This window comes from Streptomyces montanus (assembly GCF_005786655.1).
GTDB classification, from domain to species: Bacteria; Actinomycetota; Actinomycetes; order Streptomycetales; family Streptomycetaceae; genus Streptomyces; species Streptomyces sporangiiformans.
The window spans coordinates 115,925-139,619 of record NZ_VBZC01000024.1; the positions used below are offsets into that span (position 1 = coordinate 115,925).

The 23,695-nt window shown below is 68.8% G+C and carries 23 protein-coding genes, 1 rRNA gene and 1 riboswitch; of the genes, 4 read left to right on the plus strand and 20 right to left on the minus strand.

What is annotated here, in order from left to right; all coding sequences use genetic code 11:
- Nucleotides 1–288: 288 nt before the first annotated feature.
- The gene (locus FE633_RS22620; RefSeq protein ID WP_119106537.1) at nucleotides 289–495 is read left to right on the plus strand and encodes a DUF5999 family protein; all 207 of its coding nucleotides are present in this window, start codon (nucleotides 289–291) and stop codon (nucleotides 493–495) included.
- Nucleotides 496–645: 150 nt separating this feature from the next.
- Here the strand turns inward: FE633_RS22620 and FE633_RS22625 are convergent, their stop codons facing one another.
- Nucleotides 646–1,428, minus strand: a complete 783-nt coding sequence (locus FE633_RS22625; protein ID WP_246113773.1) for a DUF1206 domain-containing protein — start codon at nucleotides 1,426–1,428, stop codon at nucleotides 646–648.
- Between the two features lie 390 nt (nucleotides 1,429–1,818).
- Between FE633_RS22625 and FE633_RS22630 the strand changes: the two genes are divergently transcribed.
- Together FE633_RS22630 and FE633_RS22635 are read left to right on the plus strand one after the other, a co-directional pair.
- Nucleotides 1,819–2,613, plus strand: a complete 795-nt coding sequence (locus FE633_RS22630; protein ID WP_138046980.1) for a hypothetical protein — start codon at nucleotides 1,819–1,821, stop codon at nucleotides 2,611–2,613.
- A gap of 133 nt (nucleotides 2,614–2,746) precedes the next feature.
- On the plus strand, nucleotides 2,747–3,442 hold the full coding sequence (locus tag FE633_RS22635) for a class F sortase (RefSeq protein ID WP_138046981.1): 696 nt from the start codon (nucleotides 2,747–2,749) through the stop codon (nucleotides 3,440–3,442).
- 133 nt (nucleotides 3,443–3,575) lie between these two features.
- Here FE633_RS22635 and FE633_RS22640 read toward each other — a convergent pair whose 3' ends face one another.
- From FE633_RS22640 to gcvP, 8 genes are all read right to left on the minus strand, one after another.
- On the minus strand, nucleotides 3,576–3,908 hold the full coding sequence (locus FE633_RS22640) for a TcmI family type II polyketide cyclase (protein WP_138046982.1): 333 nt from the start codon (nucleotides 3,906–3,908) through the stop codon (nucleotides 3,576–3,578).
- Between the two features lie 36 nt (nucleotides 3,909–3,944).
- Nucleotides 3,945–4,424, minus strand: coding sequence for an SRPBCC family protein (locus tag FE633_RS22645; protein WP_138046983.1), 480 nt, complete (start codon nucleotides 4,422–4,424; stop codon nucleotides 3,945–3,947).
- Between the two features lies 1 nt (nucleotide 4,425).
- Nucleotides 4,426–4,683 (minus strand): acyl carrier protein, encoded by a 258-nt coding sequence (locus tag FE633_RS22650; RefSeq protein ID WP_119105154.1) that lies wholly within the window; start codon nucleotides 4,681–4,683, stop codon nucleotides 4,426–4,428.
- A gap of 44 nt (nucleotides 4,684–4,727) precedes the next feature.
- Nucleotides 4,728–5,978, minus strand: a complete 1,251-nt coding sequence (locus tag FE633_RS22655; RefSeq protein ID WP_138046984.1) for a beta-ketoacyl synthase N-terminal-like domain-containing protein — start codon at nucleotides 5,976–5,978, stop codon at nucleotides 4,728–4,730.
- Nucleotides 5,975–7,243, minus strand: a complete 1,269-nt coding sequence (locus FE633_RS22660; protein ID WP_138046985.1) for a beta-ketoacyl-[acyl-carrier-protein] synthase family protein — start codon at nucleotides 7,241–7,243, stop codon at nucleotides 5,975–5,977. Before FE633_RS22660 ends, FE633_RS22655 begins: the two co-directional genes overlap by 4 nt.
- On the minus strand, nucleotides 7,240–7,707 hold the full coding sequence (locus tag FE633_RS22665; RefSeq protein ID WP_171060077.1) for a cupin domain-containing protein: 468 nt from the start codon (nucleotides 7,705–7,707) through the stop codon (nucleotides 7,240–7,242). Before FE633_RS22665 ends, FE633_RS22660 begins: the two co-directional genes overlap by 4 nt.
- Nucleotides 7,708–7,773: 66 nt before the next feature.
- Nucleotides 7,774–8,931, minus strand: a complete 1,158-nt coding sequence (locus FE633_RS22670) for a SchA/CurD-like domain-containing protein (RefSeq protein WP_138046986.1) — start codon at nucleotides 8,929–8,931, stop codon at nucleotides 7,774–7,776.
- A gap of 762 nt (nucleotides 8,932–9,693) precedes the next feature.
- Nucleotides 9,694–12,579 carry an aminomethyl-transferring glycine dehydrogenase gene (gene gcvP / locus FE633_RS22675; protein ID WP_138046987.1) on the minus strand — a complete coding sequence of 962 codons (2,886 nt, stop codon included), beginning with the start codon at nucleotides 12,577–12,579 and terminating at the stop codon, nucleotides 9,694–9,696.
- Between the two features lie 179 nt (nucleotides 12,580–12,758).
- Nucleotides 12,759–12,854: riboswitch (glycine riboswitch) on the minus strand.
- Nucleotides 12,855–12,957: 103 nt separating this feature from the next.
- Here gcvP and FE633_RS22680 point away from each other — a divergent pair.
- On the plus strand, nucleotides 12,958–13,329 hold the full coding sequence (locus tag FE633_RS22680; protein WP_138046988.1) for a PRC-barrel domain-containing protein: 372 nt from the start codon (nucleotides 12,958–12,960) through the stop codon (nucleotides 13,327–13,329).
- Here the strand turns inward: FE633_RS22680 and FE633_RS22685 are convergent.
- The 11 genes from FE633_RS22685 to rrf form a co-directional block, all read right to left on the minus strand.
- On the minus strand, nucleotides 13,251–14,669 hold the full coding sequence (locus tag FE633_RS22685) for a DNA polymerase IV (RefSeq protein WP_138046989.1): 1,419 nt from the start codon (nucleotides 14,667–14,669) through the stop codon (nucleotides 13,251–13,253). The genes FE633_RS22680 and FE633_RS22685 overlap by 79 nt on opposite strands.
- Nucleotides 14,670–14,728: 59 nt before the next feature.
- Complete coding sequence (locus tag FE633_RS22690; protein ID WP_138046990.1) at nucleotides 14,729–15,361, minus strand: MerR family transcriptional regulator; 633 nt, start codon at nucleotides 15,359–15,361, stop codon at nucleotides 14,729–14,731.
- Nucleotides 15,362–15,604: 243 nt separating this feature from the next.
- Complete coding sequence (locus FE633_RS22695; RefSeq protein WP_006123076.1) at nucleotides 15,605–16,078, minus strand: bifunctional nuclease family protein; 474 nt, start codon at nucleotides 16,076–16,078, stop codon at nucleotides 15,605–15,607.
- Nucleotides 16,079–16,163: 85 nt separating this feature from the next.
- Nucleotides 16,164–16,898, minus strand: coding sequence for a transcriptional regulator FtsR (gene ftsR, locus FE633_RS22700; protein ID WP_138046991.1), 735 nt, complete (start codon nucleotides 16,896–16,898; stop codon nucleotides 16,164–16,166).
- 43 nt (nucleotides 16,899–16,941) lie between these two features.
- Nucleotides 16,942–17,826 carry a zinc-ribbon and FHA domain-containing protein gene (locus tag FE633_RS22705; RefSeq protein WP_246113774.1) on the minus strand — a complete coding sequence of 295 codons (885 nt, stop codon included), beginning with the start codon at nucleotides 17,824–17,826 and terminating at the stop codon, nucleotides 16,942–16,944.
- Between the two features lie 148 nt (nucleotides 17,827–17,974).
- Nucleotides 17,975–18,886 carry a DUF881 domain-containing protein gene (locus FE633_RS22710; RefSeq protein ID WP_138046993.1) on the minus strand — a complete coding sequence of 304 codons (912 nt, stop codon included), beginning with the start codon at nucleotides 18,884–18,886 and terminating at the stop codon, nucleotides 17,975–17,977.
- A gap of 5 nt (nucleotides 18,887–18,891) precedes the next feature.
- Nucleotides 18,892–19,224, minus strand: a complete 333-nt coding sequence (locus FE633_RS22715) for a small basic family protein (protein ID WP_003988855.1) — start codon at nucleotides 19,222–19,224, stop codon at nucleotides 18,892–18,894.
- Complete coding sequence (locus FE633_RS22720; RefSeq protein WP_138046994.1) at nucleotides 19,221–20,123, minus strand: DUF881 domain-containing protein; 903 nt, start codon at nucleotides 20,121–20,123, stop codon at nucleotides 19,221–19,223. Before FE633_RS22720 ends, FE633_RS22715 begins: the two co-directional genes overlap by 4 nt.
- 89 nt (nucleotides 20,124–20,212) lie before the next feature.
- Entirely contained in the window at nucleotides 20,213–22,708 is a 2,496-nt protein-coding gene (locus FE633_RS22725) for a mannose-1-phosphate guanyltransferase (protein ID WP_138046995.1), read from the minus strand.
- 115 nt (nucleotides 22,709–22,823) lie between these two features.
- Nucleotides 22,824–23,432, minus strand: coding sequence for a cardiolipin synthase ClsA (clsA, locus tag FE633_RS22730; protein ID WP_138046996.1), 609 nt, complete (start codon nucleotides 23,430–23,432; stop codon nucleotides 22,824–22,826).
- Nucleotides 23,433–23,581: 149 nt separating this feature from the next.
- Nucleotides 23,582–23,695 (minus strand): 5S ribosomal RNA (gene rrf, locus FE633_RS22735); the annotation flags it as partial.

Sequence of the window (23,695 nt, forward strand, 5' to 3'; positions counted from 1 at the left end):
CGCAGTGACACCGTGAGGACGCAGCGCACCCCCGGCCCGACCGGACTAGCCCCATCCGGCCACTCCGAACCACCCGAAGAGACAGGCCTGGGGGAATGAACCGCCCGCACGGGTGATGCGTCATCAACCTGTGAGAAGTGCTGACGCGAAATCCCTGCGGATTCGATGCCCGTGGGGCAACACTGGGTTCCGGACCATCCGAAACGGGGGGCGGCCATGAGCAGCACGAGCCGCAGCACAGACACCACGACGAACCACGTTCTCACCACACAGCGAAAGATCCCATCCATGTGCCAGCACCAGCCACCGTGCCCGTCAGCCGACTCCGCCGACCGGGAGGCAGCGCTCCTCGTGGCGCACCACCCGGAGCAGGGATGGAGCCTGCTGTGCAACGGAGTCCTGCTCTTCGAGGACACCGGTGAGCTCCTGCCGGACGGCCGGATCATCGCCCCGCACCGCCCGCCGGGCGCCGGGCCGGTGATGACGGCCGCCTGAGGCGCTCGGCACACCACGGGCGACGCCAGTCAGCCGCCCGAACGCATGAGGGGGCCGGCCCGGGACATCCCGGAACCGGCCCCGAGGTGTGTCCAGGGGTGATTACTCTTCGTAGTTCCAGCACAGCTCTCCGGCCCGGGGTGCCGCGACTCAGAGCCTGCGCCAGCGAGCCATGACGAAGGAGAACACGCCGAACAGAACAAGTCCGACCGCGACGCACGCCAGCAGCCACGGCCCCATGGGCGTCTCGGTGAACGAACGCAGCGTGTCGTCCACTCCCTTGGCCTTGTCCGGTTGGTAGTCGACGGCCGCGCGGAGCGCGAAGGCCCCCGCCGCCGCGAACACCAGACCGCGCGCCGCCCCGCCCGCGACACCCGCCGTGTCGGCCAACCCGCGTACGCGCCGCGACATTTGACCGACCATCAGGTGCTTTCGGTACCTGCGACCCGCAGCCGCGAAACCCATCCACACACCCGCACACACCACGGCCACACCGGCCACGCCCATGACCCACTGCCCCCCGGGCAGGTCCAGGACCCTCGCCGTCACGTCCCGGGAGCGCCCGTCGCTCGAACCGCCCCCACTCCCGCTCCCGCGGGCGCCCGCCGCGAAGGTGAGCACCGAGTGGGCGACGAACCCGTAGAAGAGGCAACGGGCCGCCGACGACAACCGTTTCTTCCAGGAACGGCCGTCCGGGCCCGCTGCCCCGAAAAACGCTTCGGACAGCCGCCAGAGCGCCATTCCGACCAACCCGACGCCCAGAGCCCAGAGCAGGACGGTCCCGAAGGGCCGCTCCGAGACCTCCGCGAGCGCGCCCGACTGATCCGCCTGCCGTTCGCCGCCGCCGAAGGCGAGTTGCAGCGCCAGCATGCCGACCAACAGGTAGATGACACCGCGCGCGGTGAATCCCGCTCGGGCGGCTCCATCGGCCAGCGAGCCTGCCGCCCGGCGGGTCGCGGCCCGGTTGCTCCCTATCGACGTGATCGACCTGATCGAGGTGCTCAAAGTACTCAAAGTGCTCGAACTGTTCGACGTACGCGCTTCCATCGCCGCCTCCCCCGTCCAAGTGCCCAGGCTGGGGGGTACGACACCGGGCCACCCGCGCTTTACCCCATCGTCGTGTCCCGACCGAGGAAGCGGGCGCCGCCGAACGGGTCATTATTCGTACTGCAACCACTCGAAGGGCCCATGAAGTAGCTCGACTGCGGCGCCCTCCGGTGGTGAGGAGCCGCGATCCCGCTGAGGGTGATCACGTCGCTACTGCGATTCCGATGAGCCGGCGCCGGGCCGGCCATCGCAGTCGCGGCGAAAGGAATACCCCCCATGCGCATTACGCGGACCCTGTTCGCCTCCGCCGCAATCGCCGCGGCCGTCGCCATCTCGGCTCCCGCCGCGAGCGCCCTGACGGTGGCTGAGCTCCGGACGACGGAAGACAGCTCTTCCTACGGCAGCGACGAGCACGACAAGTCCAAGGAGGAAGAGAAGAAGGACGACTACGGCAAGGAGAAGCACGACCACGGCAAGGACAAGCCCTACGGCGGCGTCCACGCCGGCGGCGGGGCGCTCTCCCTGCGCACCACCGACTACGGCGACGAGCACGACAAGCACGAGGAAGAGAAGAAGGAAGAGAAGAAGGACGACTACGGCAAGGAGAAGGACGACCACGGCAAGGACAAGCCCTACGGCGGCGTCCACGCCGGCGGTGGCGCCCTCGCCCTGCGCACCGCCGAAGACGGCGACTACGGCAGCGAGGAGCACGACAAGTACAAGGAAGAAGAGAAGGACGACTACGGCAAGGAGAAGGACGACCACGGCAAGGACAAGCCCTACGGCGGCGTCCACGCCGGTGGCGGCGCCCTCGCCCTGCGCACCGCCGAAGACGGCGACTACGGCAGCGAGGAGCACGACAAGTACAAGGAAGAAGAGAAGGACGACTACGGCAAGGAGAAGGACGACCACGGCAAGGACAAGCCCAAGGGCGGCGTCCACGCCGGTGGCGGCGGCCTGGCGCAGTCCGGGGGCAGCATGGCTGCCGGCTCCGTACTGCTGCTCGGTGGCCTCGGCGCCGGCGCGTACATGCTGCGGCGCCGCACCGCGTCGGGTGCCGACGCGGCCTGATCAGAGTCCTCTCGACAGTCGCTGCACTGTCGCGGCCACCGTTGCCCTCGAAGGCGACGGTGGCCGCGGCCGTCGCGCTACCGCCGGCCCTCGACGCGTCCATCGACGCCCCGTTCACGAAAGGCACCGTCCCATGGCCGCCCCGCAGCCGCCCGAGCCCCCGTCCAAGGCCTCGTCCCGTACAGCTCGCCACGCTCTTCTGGCGCCCGCGCTGGCAGTAGGGCTCGGCGCTCTGATGATCCACAACTCCCTGGCGAGCCCGCCTGATCTCAAGCCGCAGGACCCACCCGCGGCCGTCGCCTCCGCAACGCCCAAGGTGAGCGCGAGTGCGACCGGTGCCGCACGCGATACCGCCGCGGATCGGGCGCTGCCGCGTTCGGCGCCCCGGAGGCTCTCGATCCCGGAGATCGCCGTGAACGCGCCCTTCACCCCGTTGTCCCTCGGCACGTCCGGACAGCTCAACGCGCCACCCGCGAACGACAACAATCTCGTCGGCTGGTTCCAGGGCGGGGCGTCTCCCGGTGAGCGCGGCTCGTCGATCGTGGTGGGCCATGTCGATACGAAGACCGGTCCGGCCGTGTTCGAGAGCCTGCGGACCCTCGAGCGCGGAAGCACGGTGAACATCACCCGCGCGGACGGCATCGTCGCGACTTTCAAGGTCGACTCCGTCGACTCCTTCAGCAAGGCGAACTTCCCGAACGACCGGGTCTACGCCGACACCAACTCCCCCCAGTTGCGTCTGATCACCTGCGGCGGCGCGTACGACCACAGCGCCCAGGACTACACGGAGAACGTGGTCGTGTTCGCCCACCTCGACTCGGCCAAGTAGGCCTGCGCGGCCATCGGGGGCGGCCAGGGGCACAGAGCCCAGGGGCGCAGAGCATGGCCGGTCCGCCCGAGAGCACTGATCGCCGGCCCCGCGAGAACCGCGGGGCCGGCGATCAGTGCTCTCGGGCGGAGGTTCAGGCGGTGGGGTCCCGGTCCCAGCGGTAGAAGCAGTGCGCCATCGCGTCCTTCGGGCCGCGCCAGGTCTCGGGGTCGTAGGGACTGACGTACGCCGACAACTGCTCGCAGATGTCCCGGAATGCGGGGTGCTCGGCCACCCTGGCGATGGCCGGTCCGGGATCCTGCTCCGATTCGGCGAGGTGCATATACACATCACCGAACTGGAAGAGACGGCGCCGGGTGACCCCGACGAGATGCGGCAGTTCACCCCGGTCGGAGGCCTCGAACACCTTGGCGATGTCCGGTGCCGACCCCGGGGCCATGCGAGCGACGATCAAAGCGTGGTGCATCGGATGTCCTTCGTCCGTCTCAGTCGGTCATCGGTCTCAGTCGGTCATCATTTGTGCGGTCCGGCGCTCGGGCGTGGCCTGCTCGATCCGGTCCCGGATGAGGGCCATCTGGACGCGGGAGTTGCGGTTGATCATGTCCGTCATCCCGGCGTCGTCGACCGGCGCGTCCGGCTTCATCGCGAAGTCCTGCGTCCAGACCATCCGGGTGCCGTCCGCGGTCTCCTCGTACGCCCACCGGATGTTCATGTACTCGAAGGGTCCCGGCTCCACGCGGCGGGCCCTGACGCTGAGCGTGTCACGGTCCATCACCCGTTCCGAGACCCAGCTCCACACCTTGCCGTTCTCGTCGGGGTGCATGGTCAGCCGGAAGGTCGTGGCGTTCCCGTCACGGGACAGCACCTCGACGGCCGCGTACTCGCTGAACAGCCGCGGCCAGTTCTCCAGGTCGTTCGTCATGTCCCAGACGAGGTCCATCGGCGCTGCGATGGTGATGGCGTTCTCCGTGTGCCCGGCCATGTCAGGCTCCTGCCATGAGGGTGCTGTTGACGAGGTCCAGGAACTGTCTGGGGGTCTTGCAGCGCTCGGCGTCGGGCGGCATCGGCATGCCGTGCCGGTTCTCCAGCTCGCCCACGATGCCGAGGAGGCCGAGCGAGTCGAGGCCGAACGTGTCGAAGCCGGAGTCGGTGCGTTGCTCCAGTTCGTCCGGGTCGACGTGGACTCCCGCGGCCTTCTTCATGAGCTCGGCCAGTTCTTTCGCGGTCACTTGAGGGGTCATGCGGTTCCTCTCCTTCGGTTCGGTGCTGCCACTACGGGCCTTCGCTATGCGGCGTGAGCGGCGCCGTGCCGCAGCACGAGCGCCGTGTTCGACCCCATCAGTCCCCGGCTGAGGACCAGCGCCGTGCGCAGCTCGGCGGGGCGGGCGCGCGACGTCACCAGGTCGAGGTCATGGCAGGGGTCGACGACGTTGGGGGTGGGCGGTATCAGGCCGTGCTCCATCGCGAGCACCGCCGCCGCGGCGTCCAGCACGGGCGCCGCGCAGTAGGCCCGCCCCGTACCCGTCTTCGGTGCCGTCACGGGCACGCGCCTGCTGTGTGCGGCAAGGGTGTCGGCGATCGCCAGTGCTTCGGCCCGGTCCGCCTCCGGTGTGCCGAGGGCGTCGGCGAACACGACGTCGATCTCCTCGGGGGCGCAGTCGGCCTCGTCCAGGGCGACGCGGATGGCCTGGCCGAGTCCCTCCCGGGACCGCTGCCAGCTCGATGCGCCGGTGAACGTGGCGGCGTGCCCCGCGATGGTGGCCCTGACGGGCACGCCACGTTCCCGGGCCACGCTCTCTTCCTCCACGACGAACATGGCGCCGCCTTCGGCAGGCACGAATCCGCAGGCGCCGGTGGTGAACGGGCGGTAGGCGCGGCTCGGGTCGTCGACGGTGCTGAGCTCCTCGTAGCCGAGCTGGCAGACCATCGAGTAGGGGGCCAGGGGTGCCTCGGCCGCGCCGGACAAGATCACGTCGGTACCACGCCATACGGCCCGCGCGGCGTGCGCGAGGGAGTCCAGACCTCCTGCCTCGTCGGCGGCGACCACCGAGCAGGGCCCCTTGAACCCACGGCGAATGGATATCTGGCCGGTGCTGGCGGCGTAGAACCAGGCGATGGACTGGTACGGGCCGACGAAGCGGCTTCCCTGCCCCCAGAGCCGTTGCAGCTCCCGCTGCCCGAACTCACCGCCACCGGAACCGGCGGCGGTGACCACGCCCGCGGAGAACGGCGAGCCGCTGACGTCGGCCTGCCCGAGCCGGGCCTCGGCAAGGGCGAGGTCGGCCGCGGCCATCGCGAAGTGCGTGAACCGGTCGGTCTGGACGAGATACCGGTCCTCGATCAGTGACGACGCGTCGAACTCGCGGACCTCGCCGGCGATCCGCAGCGGCAAGTGGTCACACCCTTCACGGGTGACCCGGTCGAGCACGCTGGTGCCCTCCTGGGTCGACTTCCAGAAGGTCTCGGTGCTCGTTCCATTGGGCGCGATGACACCGATTCCGGTGACTGCCGCGCGCCGTGCGCGTGGTGGGCTCATCGTCTCTTCTCCCTCGGCCGGGTCAGGACCACTGCTGACTGGAAGCCACCGAACCCGCTGCCCACGGAGAGCACGCTGTCCAGTTTCCGGGCGCGAGCGACACCTGGTACGTAGTCCAGATCGCACTCGGGGTCCGGGGTCTCGTAGTTCGCGGTCGGCGGTACCACCTGGTGGAGCAGGGCGAGCACGCAGGCCACGATCTCGATCGCCCCGATCGCCCCGAGGGAGTGGCCCACCATGGATTTGATCGAGCTCATGGGCGTGTCGTAGGCGTGTGCGCCCAGTGACCGTTTGACCGCCGCCGTCTCATGGCGGTCGTTCTGCCGGGTGCCCGAGCCGTGTGCGTTGACGTAGTCGATCGACGAGCCGTCGAGACGGGCATGGTCGAGCGCGACATCGATCGCCTGGGCCATTTCCAGGCCCTCGCTGGTGAGGCCGGTCATGTGGTGTGCGTTGCCGAACGTGGCATAACCGCTGAGTTCGCAGTACACGTTCGCGCCGCGGGCTCTGGCGTGTTCCAGCTCTTCCAGAACCAGCACCGCTCCGCCCTCGCCCATGACGAATCCGTCGCGATGGGCGTCGAAGGGCCTGGAGGCGTGGGCGGGGTCGTCATTGTTCGAGGACGTCGCCTTGATCGCGTCGAAGCAGGCCATGGTGATCGGCGAGATCGGCGAGTCCGAGGCGCCGGCGATGCAGACGTCCGCCCGGCCCTCCTCAATGGTGTGGAAGGCGTATCCGATGGCGTCGAGTCCCGAAGTGCAGCCGGTGGAGACGGTCTGCACCGGGCCCCCCGCCCCGAATCGCTCGGCGACCACCGAGGCCAGCGTGCTGGGCGAGAACGCGCGGTGCAGATGAGGGCCCGCCTCACGGTGGTCCACATCCCAGCGCTGCCCTCGTTCGCTGACCAGGACGTAGTCGTGCTCCAGGCGGGTGGTGCCGCCGACTGCGGTCCCCAGAGAGACCCCTACGCGCCAGGGGTTCTCCTGGGCGGGGTCGAGGCCCGCGTCCCGTACGGCTTCCTCGGCGGCGACCAGGGCGAACTGGATGTACCGGTCGGCCCGTTCGACCTGTTCGGCCTCCAGGCCGTGGGCCGCCGGGTCGAAGTCGCACTCGGCGGCGATCCGGGAGCGAAGGTCCGAGGGGTCGAAGAACGTAATGCCCCGCGTCGCGGTGCGGCCATGGGCGAGAAGGTCCCAGAACGCCGGTACGCCGATGCCGCCGGGTGCCACCACGCCTATGCCGGTGACCGCCACGCGCCGGGTCATGACAGTGCCTGACTTCGATCGGCCGATCGGACATCGCCCGACGCGGCCCCGCCCGCGGCTGCGGTGGCGGCTGCGGCGTCGGTTTCCTCCGTGTCGACATGGCCGAGTTCCGGGCGCGGAGCCAGCGGGCCGAGGTGGAAGACGAGGCGGGCTTCCACATCACCGACGTTGCGGAAGCGGTGCCTCATATGGGCGGGAATCATCAGGCCCTGTTCGGGCCGGAGCGGGCAGGGCTCGCCGTCGAGGTCCACCTCCAGCTCACCGCAGACGACGTACACGAATTCCTCGGAGTACGGGTGGTAGTGCTCGCCGATGCGGTCGCCGGGCGCCACCAAGGCCACACCCATGAAACCGCTGGTGGCCCCCACCGCAGTGGGTGTGAGCATGGCGCGCAGGTCGCCTCCGCGCCTGCGGTTCGGTTCGGTCTCGCTGAGATCCACGACTCTGGGACGCTGCTTGGTCACGTCATTCCTCCAGTTGCTTGCGCCGTCGGCGTTGGGTGTGCGGCCGCCGCGGACCGCGTACGCCGGTCAGGCACCGGGCGAGCGGCGATCGGTGATGAGTTCCATGTGGGCGCGCTCGAGCAAGCGAGCGATGGCCCTTGTCTCCGAGGCAGAACCACCCTTACCGGCGGCGTCGCCGTCGAGGAGGCACGTCAACTCGGCCGCCTGCCGGGGGTCCTGGAAGCCGAGGGACAGGGCGGGGTCGGCTTCGAGACCGCCCCGCACATCGATGAGCCTCACCACGATGTCGTCGCGCTGGAAGATCGTGCTGCCGCGGACCGGGGTCTGCGGGTCGTCCGCCGCCGCCTCGTCATACCGGGCGAGCAGCCGGGCCAACCGCTCCCCGTAGCCCTGCTTGGCCGGGTAGTACAGCGCGTGTCGTTCCACGTCCGCGGGCTGCTGCCCACCCTTTGTCACATGGTGTACGGCGGGCAACGCGGCCAGGGTGAAGAACATCCGGGCGGACTCGGGGTCGCTCAGGTCCCGGCTCTGCTCCAGGTAGGGGTTGATGGCTTCCTCGACGGCCCGCACCTGGGGCTGCCGGGCGACGTGACGCAGCGCCGCCATCAGATCGCCCCGCACTTCGATGGTCCGCACGACCCGGTTGCCGTGCATGAAGAGCGACGTACGGAGCAGCCGTGTGGTGTCGTCGACCTGCGCCTCGGGCGGGGCGTAGTCGGACAGGATCCGCGCGACGGTCGATTCACTGCCCGGCTTGACCGTGAAGGTGAGCGCGTGGCGGACCACTCCGTCGCCGATCCGGGGAGACGCCAGGAGCCGGCCCTTCGCGGGCTCGGAGGTGGCCGACGGTCCGCCGGTCTCGCGGAGGATGTTGTAGCGCAGCGATTTGAGGTCCCGGACGCACCTGCTCAGCGGCTTGACCACCTCCACGTGCTCTTCGCTGTTCACCCATGCGAGGAAGGGTGGGGCGCTCTCCCATTCGCTGGTGATGAGCCATTGGGACGGATTCTCGATCGACTGGCACAACTGGTCGCTGACGTGGCCCGGGACGGACGCGACTTGGTTGCGCAGTTGTTCGTACGCTTCGAGGAATTGCTGCTGGGTTCCGTCCTTGAGGTCCAGCAGCAGGACGACACGGAGTCTGGAGCCGTCGAACACGGAATGGGAGACCCGTTCCGACATCCGTTCCGACAGCGGTTCTGAAACAGTTTCCGAGGTGGTCATCCTGCGCACATCTCCTTCACCGGGGCAGAGGCGAACGCCGTGTGTGTGATGCGACGTCAGCGGATTTCGATCTTGCGTCGGTGGTGCGGAGGGCGCGACTCGTATGAACCACCTGGGTGAAGGGCCTGCGCGGCTGGTACCGAGGGGCACGGAAACCTCATCGCGTTCCGCACGAGCGGCACGCGGGAACCTCGCTCCCTCCGCGCGAACGCGGAAGCAGCGCGCGGACGATGGAGCACCCTCACGATCGAGCGGTGCGCGCGGGGCAGCCGCCGGCTGTCCGGTGTTCCGGATCTCGACGTACGGATCACCGGCAAGGGTTCGTGGCACGCGGCCGAACGCGTCGCCGGTACGCGGGAGGGGCATCGCCGGCATCAAGGACGCGCACAGCCTGGCCCGGAAGCCGGACGCCGTGCCGGACGAGAGATCTTCAGTGTCGCCCTGGGCCACCGCGAGTCGACGCGATGGGGGTCCCCCTGCTCATGGGGGTCCCCCCTGTTCGAGCGCAGTCGAGACTTGGCGGAGAAGCCGAGAGAGCTTGGGGGAGTCGGCGACTGACGACAACGCCGCAGATGTGCGTGCCAGACCCCGCAGCCCCTGCATGATCCGCCGGACAGGCCCTAAAGCACGCCTGGGCCGCGCCGACCAGCGGCGAGGCACTGCCCAGGTGCTGGGGTCCCGCTCACCCGGCGACATCGGGCAGCGGTTCGGGAGTGCCGTCCGCCGGCGCGCGAGGCGGCCGGCGGACGGGAAGCACGCCTTCTAGTCCTCGTAGGCGTCCAGCGGCGGGCAGGAGCAGACCAGGTTCCGGTCGCCGTACGCCTGGTCGATGCGCCGCACCGGCGGCCAGTACTTGTCCGCGGCCGCGACACCCGCCGGGAACACGGCCTGCTCACGGCTGTACGCGTGGTCCCACGCGCCGCCGAGCGCGGCCGCCGTGTGCGGAGCGTTCCGCAGCGGGTTGTCGTCCGCCGGCCACTCGCCCGAGCCGACCTCCTCGATCTCCGCGCGGATGGCGATCATCGCCTCGCAGAACCGGTCGAGTTCGGCCAGGTCCTCGCTCTCGGTCGGCTCGATCATCAGCGTGCCGGCCACCGGGAACGACATCGTCGGCGCGTGGAACCCGTAGTCGATCAGCCGCTTGGCGACGTCGTCGACGCTCACGCCGGTCGCCTTGGTCAGCGGCCGCAGATCGATGATGCACTCGTGCGCCACGAGCCCGCCCGGGCCGGTGTAGAGCACCGGGTAGTGCGGCTCCAGGCGCTTGGCGATGTAGTTGGCGGACAGCACGGCCACCTGCGTGGCCCGCTTGAGCCCCTCGCCGCCCATGAGACGTACGTACGCCCAGGAGATCGGCAGTATCCCGGCCGAACCCCAGGGAGCGGCCGAGAGGGGACCGACGCCCGTCTCCGGACCCGCGGCGGGCTGCATGGGGTGGTTCGGCAGATACGGCGCGAGGTGCGCGCGCACACCGACGGGGCCGACGCCCGGACCTCCGCCGCCGTGCGGGATGCAGAACGTCTTGTGCAGGTTGAGATGCGAGACGTCCCCGCCGAAGCGGCCCGGCTTGGCAAGGCCCACCAGCGCGTTGAGGTTGGCGCCGTCGACGTACACCTGCCCGCCCGCGTCGTGCACCTGCGCGCAGATGTCGGCGACGTGCTCCTCGAAGACGCCGTGCGTCGAGGGGTACGTGATCATCAGCACCGCCAGCTCGTCGCGGTACTGCTCGATCTTGGCGCGCAGGTCCTCGATGTCGATCTCACCGTCGTCGGCGGTCTTCACGACGACGACCTTCATGCCGGCCATCACGGCGCTCGCCGCGTTGGTGCCGTGCGCGGAGGACGGGATGAGGCAGATGGTGCGCTGCTCGTCGCCGTTCGCACGGTGATAGCCGCGTACGGCCAGCAGGCCCGCCAGTTCGCCCTGCGAACCGGCGTTGGGCTGGAGCGACACCTTGTCATAGCCGGTGACCTCGGCGAGCTGCTCCTCCAGTTCATGGATGAGCGTGAGGTAGCCCTGTGCCTGGCCGGCGGGCGCGAAGGGGTGCAGCTGTCCGAACTCGGGCCAGGTGACCGGCTCCATCTCGGTGGTCCCGTTGAGCTTCATCGTGCAGGAGCCCAGCGGGATCATCCCGCGGTCGAGCGCGTAGTCGCGGTCGGCGAGGCGGCGCAGGTAGCGCAGCATCGCGGTCTCGGAGCGGTATTGGTGGAACACCGGGTGCGCGAGGTACTCGTCGGTGCGCAGCAGCGCGGCGGGCAGCGTGTCCACGACGGACGCGTCCAGCGCCTCGATGTCGCCCCGGACGCCGAACGCGGTCCAGACCGCGCCCAGTTGGGTGCGTGTGGTGGTCTCGTCGCAGGCGACGGACACATGATCGGCGTCGACGAGGCGCAGGTTGACCCCGCCGTCGCGCGCGGCCGCGACGGTCTCGGCGGCCCTGCCCGGCACCCGCACGGTCAGCGTGTCGAAGTAGGCCTCGTGCACGACCTCGACGCCGCCCGCCTTCAGGCCCGCCGCGAGGATCGTGGCGTACCGGTGGGTGCGCCCCGCGATCGCCTTGAGGCCCTGAGGGCCGTGGTACACGGCGTACATCCCGGCCATCACGGCAAGCAGCACCTGCGCCGTACAGATGTTGCTCGTCGCCTTTTCCCGGCGGATGTGCTGCTCCCGCGTCTGCAGGGCCAGCCGATATGCCTTGTTGCCGTCCGCGTCGACCGAGACGCCGACGAGACGGCCGGGCAGGTTGCGCGCGAACTTCTCGCGCACGGCCATGTATCCGGCGTGCGGCCCGCCGAAGCCCATCGGCACTCCGAAGCGCTGTGTCGTGCCGACCGCGATGTCCGCGCCGAGCTCACCCGGTGAGGTGAGCAGCGTCAGCGCGAGCAGATCGGCGGCGACGGTGACGATCGCGCCCAGCTCGTGCGCCTGGTCGATGACGGGCTTGATGTCCCGTACGGCACCGGAGGCGCCCGGGTACTGGAGGAGCACTCCGGTGACGCCGCGCTCGGCGATCTCGGCCGGAATGCCGTCGCTCAGGTCCGCGACGACGACCTCGACTCCGGTCGGTTCGGCGCGCGTCTCGATCACGGCGATGGTCTGCGGCAGCGTGTCCGCGTCGACGAGGAAGACACCGTTCTTGACCTTGCCCACGCGCCGCGACAGCGCCATCGCCTCGGCGGCCGCGGTGCCCTCGTCGAGCAGCGAGGCACCGGAGGTGGGCAGGCCCGTCAGCTCGGCGACCATGGTCTGGAAGTTCAGCAGCGCCTCCAGGCGGCCCTGCGAGATCTCCGGCTGGTACGGCGTGTACGCGGTGTACCAGGCCGGGTTCTCCATGACGTTGCGCAGGATCACCGGCGGCGTGAACGTGCCGTAGTAGCCGAGCCCGATCATCGAGTCGAGGACCTCGTTACGGTCCGCCAGGGAACGCAACTCGGCGAGGACCTCGGCCTCGGTGCGCGCGCCGGGCAGAGCGAGCGCCTCGGCGTTCTTGATCACGTCCGGGACCGCGATGGCCGTCAGCTCGTCGAGCGAGCCGTACCCCACCTGCGCGAGCATCTTCGCCCGGGCCTCGGTGTCGGGCCCGATGTGGCGCTGTTCGAAAGGGATTCCCTGTTCGAGCTCGGAGAGTGGAATGCGATGGGCGGTCATTGCGGAGGCCTCCTGGTCTGACACGACCTTCGAGGGCACCACGGCGTGGGTGCCCGGACGGCCTCCCCCTCTGTCATCTCAACCTGAGAGCTTCGCCGGTCCGCCCGCACTCGGCGATCCGGCTTGCACCGTCGGTGAGAGCGGGAGCCGTGGACGCCCGCCCTGCTTTCCAGAGTGACCTCGTCCGTGCGGTACGTGGGCCTGAGAGATTCCGGGGAGGATTTGCTCCTTCGGCGCCTCCGGTGAAGTCTGGAGGACTCTCCCGCACGGGGTCAGCGGCCGTTGCCAGCCTACCAGCGGGCTTCCCTCGAGTGGCCGCCCTCCTCAAAGTGCTCTTTCGTAGTGCTTACGGATGAGTTGTGAGCAGCTGGAGGTCCCGTGCAGACCGACGTCGATCCGCGCAAACTGATCGGCCGCAAGGCGTTCGACCGCAATGGCAACAAGATCGGCACCGTCGACGAGGTCTATCTCGACGATGCGACCGGCGTGCCGGAATGGGCGGCCATACGCACCGGTCTGTTCAGCAGGGACGCCTTTGTGCCCCTGGAGCCCAGCGAACTGGTCGAGGGTGCCCTGCGGGTCCCCTTCGACCGCGCCCTGATCAAGGACGCCCCCGACTTCGGCGTCGGCCGCCACCTCTCCCCCGAGCAGGAAATCCAGCTCTATCACCACTACGGCCTCGATGTGGCGCCTCCGCCCCCACCGCCGGACCGCGACTGCGGCCACCTGGCGGGCTCGGACGAGACCTGAGGTCTTCGTCGCACCAGCGGCAGCGGTTCCGCCGGCTCCAGCTCCGGATCGTCGGTCCGGAACGTGCGCACGCGCCCCGGCTCGGAGTCGGGCGTCTCGAACCGCACGGTGACCCGCCCAAGGCCACTGCCCTGCACCCATCCGGGTCCGAACTCGGCATGCCGTACGTCATGCCCCGCCGACCACCGTCGCACCGTGGGCGTCTCCTGCTTCTCGGCCGACTCCTCAGCCTCCTCCTCGGCCGGCGGCTCCAGCTCCCCGGCGGCCGCCTGCGCCTGGGCGAAGAGGTCCTCCTGCGTGAAGTCGGCGAGCCCCGTGACACCGACCCCCAGGAGCCGTACGCCCCCCGTGGTGTCGACGGTCTCGAGCAGCCGCGCCGCCGCTTCCCGCACCACCGAGGGGTCGTCCGTCGGCCCACGCAGCGTGTCGGACCGGGTGAGCGTCGAGAAGTCGTACCGCCGCACCTTGAGCACCACGGTCCGCCCCGACCGCCCGGCGTCCCGCAGCCGCCGCACACACCGGTCGGCGAGCCGCTGCACCTCCACCCGCACCCGGACCCGGTCATGGATGTCCACGTCGTACGTGTCCTCGACGGACACCGACTTGGTGTCCCGCTCGGCCACCACGGGCCGCTCGTCGAGCGCCAGCGCCATGGCGTACAGCGCGCTCCCGTGGGCTTTGCCGAGAAGCCGCACGAGCTCGTCCTCGCCCGCCTCCGCGACCTCCTCGACCGTGGTGATGCCGACCCGCCGCAGGTGATCACCGGTGGCCGGCCCCACTCCCGGCAGCGTCCGCACCGGCAGGGGTCCCAGCATCGCTCGCTCCGTCCCCGGCTCTATCAGCACCAGGCCGTCCGGCTTGGCCTGCTCGGAGGCGATCTTCGCGAGCATCTTGGAGACGGCGAGCCCCACTGACCCCGTGAGCCCGGTGACAGCCCGGATGTCCCCGCGCAGCTTCGTACCCGTCAGCCGCGCCGACTCCTCGTCCCAGGCCGTTCCCCCCGCCTCCAGGTCCACGAACGCCTCGTCCAGGCTCAGCGGCTCCACCAACGGCGACAGCTCCCGCAGCAGCCCCATCACCTGCTCGCTGATCTCCCGGTAGAACCCGAAGCGCGGCACCAGATAAGCGGCGTTGGGCGCCAGCCGGCGCGCCTGCGCCATGGGCATCGCCGAATGGACCCCGAAGACCCGCGCCTCGTACGAGGCGGTGGCTACCACTCCACGCGGCCCGAGTCCCCCCACGATCACCGCTTTGCCGCGCAGGCTCGGCTTGGCTGCCTGTTCGGCCGAAGCGTAGAAGGCATCCATGTCCAGATGCAGGATCGTGGGCGTGTTTCTCACATCTCCGATGCTGCCCTACGCCACTGACAATGCCCTGTGATCGGTCCGGCCGTGAGGTCTCAGACCGCGCGGTTGCGGCGCCGTGCCAGCTCGTCCGCGGGATGGTGCCCTACGAGCGTCTCACCTGTGTCGATCCGCTCGCCGTGCAGCTGCGAGAGCGCGCTCTCCACATCCCGCCAGACCACACCGACGGCGATCCCGAAGATGCCCTGCCCGCCCTGGAGCAGCGCGTGGACCTCGTCGGGCGAGGAGCACTCGTAGACCGTCGCCCCGTCGCTCATCAGGGTCATGCGCTCCAGGTCGCGGAACCCGCGCTCCCGGAGGTGCTGGACCGCGGTGCGGATGTTCTGCAGCGACACGCCCGTGTCGAGGAACCGCTTGACGATCTTCAGGACGACGACGTCCCGGAAGCTGTACAGCCGCTGCGTCCCCGAGCCGTAGGCGGGCCGCACGCTGGGTTCGACAAGCCCGGTCCGGGCCCAGTAGTCCAGTTGCCGGTAGGTGATGCCCGCGGCCGCGCACGCCGTCGGACCGCGATAGCCAACGTCCTCGGACGCCACCCCGCCCTCGTCAGGCACCGGCGTCGGCCGCTGTGGAGCGTGGTCGGCCGTGCTGCCGTGAAGCGAGTACGGGCCGCTCTCACCCGGACTGCGTCCGGGACCCCCAGCCGTACCGTCGCCGCTGCTTCTCACGCCGACCTCCGTCCTCGACCTGCCTCCTCGACGGTAGGCAGTCACCAGGGGTGCGTCAACGATCGCCACACTCGCCACGCCGAGTGATAATCACCCTAAGAGTGGTTTCCCGTGACCCGCCGCGGGGAAAGGCTAGCCGAATACCCTCGGCACGGCCGACGTACGCCCTGTCGTCCGACGGTCCCGGAGGGTCACTGGCCTCAGCTCCCGAAGCCGGGACACATCTGCTGGTCCGAAGCCGGATCACTGGCTGTTGGTCCCGAAGTCCTCGGGCGAGATCTGATCGAGGAACTCGCGGAACTTCTCCACTTCGTCCTCCTGCTCGTCCGGGATCGCGATACCCGCGTCGTCCAGGACCCCGTCACTGCCGTAGATCGGCGTCCCGGTGCGCAGGGCCAGCGCTATGGCGTCGGACGGCCGGGCACTCACCTCGACACCGCTGGCGAACACCAGCTCCGCGTAGAAGACGCCCTCACGCAGGTCGGTGATGCGTACTTCGGTGAGCTCCTGGCCGACGGCCTCCAGCACGTCCTTGAACAGGTCGTGGGTCAGCGGTCGTGCGGGAGCCATGCCCTGCTGCGCGAAGGCGATCGCCGTCGCCTCCCCCGGCCCGATCCAGATGGGGAGGTAACGGTCGCCTCCCACTTCGCGCAGGAGCACGATCGGTTGGTTGGAGGGCATTTCAACCCGGACACCTACGACGTCGAGCTCGTTCACACAGCAACCCTAGGCCGTGCTCGGCACCTTTGGGTAGTCGAGCACGGAACGGGCGGCCGATCCGTGCACCGCCGAGGGCCCCGGCTCAGGGCAGCCGCACCCCGAGCGCGGCCTGCACCAGCGCGGCGTGCAGCTTCACCGCGAGCCCCGCCAGCTCCTTGGTCCGAGCCTCCGCGTGTGCTCGAGTCTGCGGATTGCGGTGGCGCCGCAGCGGGGCCACGACCTGATCGACGAGCCCGGCATCGCGGTCCGCGGCGGCCTTCACGGCGCGCAGATGCCGCGGCTCGATCCCGAATCGCCCGAGCTCCACGACGAGCCCGGCCACGGTCACCGCCTCGGCGTCGTAGACCCCGTCCGGCAGCGGCGTGATCAACCCGTACGACTCCCATTCCTCGAGCTCCTGCTCGCCGATCTCGGCGGCGGCCAGCAGATCGGCCCGCCCGATCCGGGCCGCGGTGGGCCCCTCCGGCTCACTGACAGCCTCGCCGTCAGGCTGCCGCCCCACGGCGGGCAGCTGCACCGCCTCACCGCGCTCCACGGCCTCCAGGTGCTCGCGGATCACCTTCAGGGGCAGATAGTGGTCACGCTGCATTCTCAGTACGTGGCCGAGGCGCTCGACGTCCTTCGGGCTGAACTTTCGGTACCCCGAAGGGGTCCGCTGGGGCTCGACGAGCCCCTCCGACTCCAGAAACCGGATCTTGGAGATGGTGACTTCGGGAAACTCGTCGCGCAGCACGTTCAGCACCGTGCCGATGCTCATCAGCCCACTGGCCGTGGCGGCGGCGCCGTTACCGGCACCGCCGCTCGGTGTTTGAAGCATGGACATTCCCTGAGGTCCCCCCGGGACGGAGTCTGGGGGAGGGTCAGATGCCCCGCTGGCTCGCGTAGAAGACCAGCCGGTACTTGCCGATCTGCACCTCGTCACCGTTCGACAGTGCGACGGAGTCGATCCGCTCCCGGTTGACGTACGTGCCGTTCAGGCTGCCCACGTCAGCGACGGTGAACGAACCGTCCGGAGCGCGCCGGAACTCCACATGGCGGCGCGACACGGTCACGTCGTCGAGGAAGATGTCGCTCTGCGGATGACGACCGGCCGTGGTCAGATCGCCGTCCAGCAGGAAGCGGCTTCCGGAGTTCGGCCCGCGGCGCACCACCAGGAGCGCCGAACCGAGCGGCAGCGCGTCGACGGCGGCCTGTGCCTCGGGAGAGAGCATGGGCATCTGCGTCTGGCCGGTGGCTTCGGCGTCGTAGGACTCGATGCCGGAGATGGAGATCGTGGAGGTGGTCTCCGACGGGCGCTCGGCGGCCGCACCGGCCCGCAGCGGCGCACCGCAGTTGGAGCAGAACCGGCTGTTCTCGGCGTTGCGGTTCCCGCACCTCGTACACACCAGGGCCGACATGGACGGATCCTCCTGCCGCGGCTGTCCTGCCTGGGCATTGGACGCGTACGGACCGGAGGAGAACCCTCCACCCGTACTTGAGGTTGACGGTTCCCCGAAACCTATGCGGCCGGACTGGGCAGGGTCAACAGACGGCGCGCCCTGACCACCGGAAATGTCACCGCCCGGACCACCCACCTGGTCTCGGAACAGCGGGCGCTCCCCGTGCCCCTCGGCATCTTCATGGCGCGATGCACGATGGCGGGCAGTGGCATTGTCGCTGCCCTCTCGCGCACTCTTGCCGAACAACTTCGCAAACAACTTCACGGGCGATTCCCCTTGACCGAAACAGACCCGCCCGTGGGGCAGGACGAACCCTGATTACACACACCGGTCGAGCCGGACATCCTCACAACGTCCGTGTCCACCAGACAGTTTCCACCACGCACCACCCAATCGGTGCGTCGACCCCCCGCAACCTCATGCCCTGGCAGAGCGGCCGCCATGCGCCGCCGCATCACTGGGAGGACGACCGAGCGTAGTCAGGCCGCTTCACCGCTCGCAAGGCATCCACGACGATCTTGCTTGAGCGTTCCACCGTGACAGTGGCCCGCTCTTTCTCCAGAGTCTGCACCACTCCGCCGGGGATGTTGAGCGCCGGTTCGAGGTCCTGCGGTTTGCCGATGACCTTGAAACGATAGGGCGCGCTGATCTTGTTCCCGTCGACGCTCACTCCGCCGCTCGCGTCCGTCAGATAGGTGCTGGCGACCACCCGTACATCGTTGACCTGGATCGCCTCCGCACCGGCGGCGCGCAGCTCCTGGATCGCGTCGAGCAGCATGTCGGCCTCGACCGTTCCCTTCGTGTCGTCGATGGTGAGTGTGATGCCGGGTCCCTCCGCCGCCACCGTGCCCGCCAGGATGCCGAGCTGCCTCTCCTTCTCGACCGTCTGCTTGCGGGCCTCCTCGGCCTGGTCCGAGCTGTTCTCCAGCTCGGTGCGCTGATCTTCGAGCCCCTGCTTCTCTTCCTCCAGACGCTGCGTCCGGTCGTCGAGTTCATCGAGGATGCGTACGAGATCTGCCTGGCGAGCACCGCGCAGGGCGCCGTTGCTGTCGCTGTTGGACGCCACCTGGACGGCCAGACCGAAGCCGAGGCCGAACAGCAGGAGAGCGACGATGAGTTGCGCACGTGACACCCGTGGCGGCCACAGGCCCTGCACCAGCCGCTGACGCCCGGAGAGAGTCGGCACGACCTGCTCCGGCTCGTCCCCCGATGCCTCAGGGGCATCAGAGGGCTCACGGGCCTCAGGAACCTCAGGGGCAGGGGTCTCAGGAGTCTCAGAGGCAGGGGTCTCAGAGGCCTCAGCCGGCACCTCTTCGGGCAGCTTCGCGCGCAGCTTGTTCTCGGGGGTCTCGTCCTGGCTGCTCATCGGCCTCACGCCCGGAACACGTGCCGGCGGATCGCCGCGGCGTTGGAGAAGATGCGGATGCCGAGCACGACCACGACACCGGTGGACAGCTGCGCGCCCACACCCAGCTTGTCGCCCAGGAAGACGATCAGTGCGGCCACCACCACATTGGACAGGAACGACACGACGAAGACCTTGTCGTCGAAGATGCCGTCGAGCATCGCGCGCAGGCCTCCGAAGACGGCGTCGAGCGCCGCCACGACGGCGATCGGGAGGTACGGCTCGACCACCGCCGGAACCTCGGGCCGGACCAACAATCCCGCCACGACTCCCACGACGAGGCCCAGTACGGCGATCACGATGTGCCCTTCTCTGTGCTCGGCTCTGCTGTTCGTACGATCACGCTCGGCGCGGCGGGCAGCCGGACCTCTTCCTCCACGGAGATGCTGGTCCGGATCCCGAAGTTCTCGTGCAGCACGTGCAGATACTGTCCGTCGGCGCTGTTCTGGAACCGGGTGCTCAGCTTTTTCCCGTCCCCCACCGCGAGCACCGTGTAGGGCGGCACCAGCGGCTTGTTGTCGACCAGTATCGCGTCACCCGCGGCCCTGATCGCGGACAGGGCGGTCAGCCGCTGACCGTTGATCGTGACGGCCTCGGCACCGGACTCCCACAGCCCGTTGACCACCCGCTGCATATCACGGTCGCGCACGCGTCCGGTGTCGGAGAAACCCGAGGTCTCTCGCGGGTCCCCGTCCCCGCCCTGTTCGGCTTCCTTGGCGTCGTTCACGACGAGCTTCACGCCGGGGCCGTGCACCTCGGCCGCCCCCGACAGGATGCCCACGAGTTCGCCCTGGTCGCCGCCGTGCTTCCGCAGTGCCTCACGCTGCCGAGCGCTCACGTCATCGCGCAGCTTGTCGACACTGTCCTCGAGCTTGTCGGCCGTGGCGCTTTCACGGTCGATGCGATCGATGAGTTCCTCGCGCTCCTTGGCGAGGGCCGGCGCCGCGACCCGCGCCTGTGCCGCCCCCACGGTCACCACCAGGGCAGCCAGTACGAGGCCGGCCGCGAGACCGAGCTTCGCCCGCAGAGTCCTGGGGATGCCTCCGACGCCTTCGGCCTGCTTGCGGGCGGCCGCCTCGGCGTAGCCCTCGTCGAGGCTGTGGTCCATGACGTTGGTGAGCAACGACATGGAGGCGTCCGGGCGCGGGACGCGCGAAGGGGTGCTCCGAACGGGGGGGTACTGCGGCATGCCGCACATCGTCGCATGTCGCGACCACTACCTCCGAATGGCCCCACCCGCGTGCCGGACGGACCCCTTGAGAAACGCCGTCCGGCACGCGCGCGTGCTCAGCGCCCGGCGCTGTCCACGACGGACGACCACTCGTCGAGCAGCGCCTGGGCGGACGCGTCGTCGGGCCCCTCGGCCCACAGATGCGTCGCCGCCTCCGCGGGGTCGGGAAGCACCATCACCCAGCGTCCGTCGGTCTCCACGACCCGTACGCCATCCGTCGTGTCCACGAACCGATCACCGGCCGCTTCCACGACGCGCCGCATCACCAGGCCCTTGACCGCCCAGGGAGTGGCGAGATCACGCTTGAGGACGTGCGCCCGCGGAATCCGCGCGTCGATCTGGCTGAGCGTGAGCTGCGTCCGGGCCACCAGTCCGATGAGCCGCACGAAGGCCGCCGAACCGTCGAAGACGCTGCTGAACTCCGGCACAATGAAACCGCCGCGGCCGTCGCCTCCGAAGATCGTCGAATCGTCACGTCCGACGCGCGTCAGATCGTCCGGCGAGGTGGTCGTCCAGTCGACCTGCGTCCCGTGGTACGCCGCCACCTGCTCGGCGATCCGCGTGGTGGTCACCGGCAACGCCACCCGCCCGCTGCGCCGCTCAGCGGCCACCAGGTCGAGCATGACGAGCAGTGCCCTGTCGTCCTCGACGATCCGCCCCTTCTCGTCGACGAGCGAGAGCCGCTCGCCGACCGGGTCGAACCGCACTCCGAACGCGGCCCGCGCGGACGCCACGATCTCCCCGAGCCTCACCAGTCCGGATCTGCGCGCATCGGCCGTCTCCGTGGGCCTGGACTCGTCGAGGCCGGGATTGATCGTCAGCGAGTCGACTCCGAGCTTGCCCAGCAAGCTCGGCAGGACCAGTCCGGCGCTGCCGTTCGAGGCGTCCACGACAACCTTCAGCCCGGATTCGGCAATCCCGGTCGTGTCGACATTTCTGAGCAGTGAGCCCGTGTAAGAGTCGAAGACGCTGGCCGGGAAGTGCAGATCGCCGATCTCACCCGGGAACGCGCGCCGGTACTCCTGCCGCGCGAACACCCGGTCCAGCTTGCGCTGACTCGCCTGCGACAGATCCGCCCCGCGCCCGTCGAAGAACATGATGTCGACGGAGTCCGGCACCCCTGGCGTCGTCCGGATCATGATGCCGCCGGCACTGCCCCGCGCCGTCTGCTGCCGCGCCACCGGCAGCGGCACGTTCTCCAGGTCGCGTACGTCGATGGCGCTGGCCTGCAGCGCCGAGATGACCGCCCGCTTCAGCGCACGGGCGCCCCTGGAGTGATCGCGGGCCGTCGTGACGGTGGAACCCTTCTTGAGGGTGGTCGCGTACGCGCCGGCGAGACGTACGGCGAGCTCCGGGGTGATCTCCACGTTGAGGATCCCGGACACCCCGCGGGCCCCGAAGAGGTGGGCCTGACCTCGGGACTCCCAGATGACTGACGTATTGACGAAGGCGCCGGCCTCGATCGTCTTGAACGGATAGACCCGTACGTTGCCCTGCACGATCGATTCTTCGCCGACGAGGCACTCGTCGCCGATCACGGCGCCGTCCTCGATACGGGCGGCCCGCATGATGTCGGTGTTCTTTCCGACGACACAACCGCGCAGATTGCTGTGCTGGCCGATGTACACGTTGTCGTGCAGAACGGCCTTGTGCAGAAAGGCCCCGCTCTTCACCACGACGTTCGAGCCGACGACGGTGTGCTCACGGATTTCCACGTCGGCCTCGACCTTGGCGTAGTCCCCGATGAACAACGGCCCCCGCAGTACCGCATCGGGATGCACCTCGGCGCCCTCGGCCACCCACACACCGGGCGAGATCTCGAAGCCGTCGAGCTCTACGTCGACCTTGCCCTCCAGGACGTCGGCCTGCGCCTTCACATAGCTCTCATGCGTGCCGACGTCCTCCCAGTACCCTTCGGCGACATAGCCATAGATCGGCTTGCCCTCTTTCATCAGCTGCGGGAAGACATCACCGGACCAGTCGACGGGAACGTCCGCCTCGACATAGTCGAATACCTCGGGCTCCATGACATAGATACCGGTATTCACGGTGTCCGAGAAAACCTGGCCCCAGGTCGGCTTCTCCAGAAAGCGCTCTACCTTGCCCTCGTCATCCACGATAGTGATGCCGAATTCCAGCGGATTGGGGACGCGGGTCAGACAGACGGTGACCATTGCGCCTTTTTCCTTGTGGAAATTTATCAGCTCGGTGAGATCGAAGTCGGTCAGAGCATCACCGGAGATCACGAGGAACGCGTCGTCCTTCAGCGCCTCCTCGGCGTTCTTGACGCTGCCGGCAGTACCGAGTGGCTTCTCCTCATTGGCATAGGTGAGCTCCATCCCGAGCTCTTCACCGTCACCGAAGTAGTTCTTGACCAGGGAGGCCAAGAACTGGACAGTTACGACGGTCTCGTTGAGCCCATGCCGCTTGAGCAGCCGTAGCACATGCTCCATGATCGGGCGATTGGCCACGGGCAGGAGCGGCTTGGGCATGCTTGAGGTCATAGGGCGAAGGCGCGTGCCTTCGCCTCCGGCCATCACGACGGCCTTCATGTCGGAAGCGTCCTCCTTGAAGAGACGACTGTCTAGCCGACTTCACCCGTCAGATTGTCCCGCACATTCCGCTTGCGGGCCATCAGAGGCCACTACGGCCCCCCATTCGGCGAGCTCAATCGGCCATGGCGTCCGCGCGAACAAGGCGGCGGACCTGTACCACGTAGAGGATCCCTGCCCACCAGTACAGCGTTGTACCCCATCCCGCGAACGCCCAGCCGAAAATAGCAGCGAGTGACGCGATCCAACCACTTCCGTCACTGAGCAACAGCAACGGGAAGGCGTACATCAAGTTGAACGTCGCGGCCTTCCCGAGGAAGTTCACCTGCGGCGGCGGATAGCCGTGACGCCTGAGGATACCCACCATCACCAGCAGAACCAGCTCTCGCGCCAGCAGGACAGCCGTCAGCCACAGTGGAAGAATCTCACGCCAGGTGAGGCCGACCAATGTCGACAGAATGTAGAGCCGGTCGGCCGCGGGATCCAGCAGCCGGCCCAGCCTGCTGATCTGGTTCCAGCGCCGGGCGAGCTTGCCGTCCAAATAGTCACTGATGCCGCTCAGCATGAGCACCAGGAGCGCCCAGGTGTCGCTCTTGGGACCACCGAACTCAGGCCTGAGGATCAGCCACAGGAAGAGGGGCACGCCTGCAAGGCGCGCCATGCTGAGGATGTTCGGGATGGTGAGGACCCGGTCTGTCTGGACGCGGGTCTCCTGAACCTCCACCCGGGGCCTCCTGTGGGAACGTGCCAACGATGCCCCCTGACCTTACCCTCAGGCATCTGCCCTCGACGCGGAGGGGTTCGGGTAGCCCTGGAAAACAAAAAAGCTTCGGTCCTCGGACTTATCGTCCGAGGACCGAAGCTTTAAAATTAGTTCGGCGGCGTCCTACTCTCCCACAGGGTCCCCCCTGCAGTACCATCGGCGCTGTAAGGCTTAGCTTCCGGGTTCGGAATGTAACCGGGCGTTTCCCTCACGCTATGACCACC

Excerpts from the sequence above, each read along its gene's own strand:
- FE633_RS22620 (WP_119106537.1), top strand. The coding sequence starts at position 289 with ATGTGCCAGCACCAGCCACCGTGCCCGTCAGCCGACTCCGCCGACCGG.
- FE633_RS22630 (WP_138046980.1), top strand. The coding sequence starts at position 1,819 with ATGCGCATTACGCGGACCCTGTTCGCCTCCGCCGCAATCGCCGCGGCC.
- FE633_RS22635 (WP_138046981.1), top strand. The coding sequence starts at position 2,747 with ATGGCCGCCCCGCAGCCGCCCGAGCCCCCGTCCAAGGCCTCGTCCCGT.
- FE633_RS22640 (WP_138046982.1), bottom strand. The coding sequence starts at position 3,908 with ATGCACCACGCTTTGATCGTCGCTCGCATGGCCCCGGGGTCGGCACCG.
- FE633_RS22645 (WP_138046983.1), bottom strand. The coding sequence starts at position 4,424 with ATGGCCGGGCACACGGAGAACGCCATCACCATCGCAGCGCCGATGGAC.
- FE633_RS22650 (WP_119105154.1), bottom strand. The coding sequence starts at position 4,683 with ATGACCCCTCAAGTGACCGCGAAAGAACTGGCCGAGCTCATGAAGAAG.
- FE633_RS22655 (WP_138046984.1), bottom strand. The coding sequence starts at position 5,978 with ATGAGCCCACCACGCGCACGGCGCGCGGCAGTCACCGGAATCGGTGTC.
- FE633_RS22660 (WP_138046985.1), bottom strand. The coding sequence starts at position 7,243 with ATGACCCGGCGCGTGGCGGTCACCGGCATAGGCGTGGTGGCACCCGGC.
- FE633_RS22670 (WP_138046986.1), bottom strand. The coding sequence starts at position 8,931 with ATGACCACCTCGGAAACTGTTTCAGAACCGCTGTCGGAACGGATGTCG.
- gcvP (WP_138046987.1), bottom strand. The coding sequence starts at position 12,579 with ATGACCGCCCATCGCATTCCACTCTCCGAGCTCGAACAGGGAATCCCT.
- ftsR (WP_138046991.1), bottom strand. The coding sequence starts at position 16,898 with ATGCTTCAAACACCGAGCGGCGGTGCCGGTAACGGCGCCGCCGCCACG.
- FE633_RS22710 (WP_138046993.1), bottom strand. The coding sequence starts at position 18,886 with ATGAGCAGCCAGGACGAGACCCCCGAGAACAAGCTGCGCGCGAAGCTG.
- FE633_RS22720 (WP_138046994.1), bottom strand. The coding sequence starts at position 20,123 with ATGTGCGGCATGCCGCAGTACCCCCCCGTTCGGAGCACCCCTTCGCGC.
- FE633_RS22725 (WP_138046995.1), bottom strand. The coding sequence starts at position 22,708 with ATGAAGGCCGTCGTGATGGCCGGAGGCGAAGGCACGCGCCTTCGCCCT.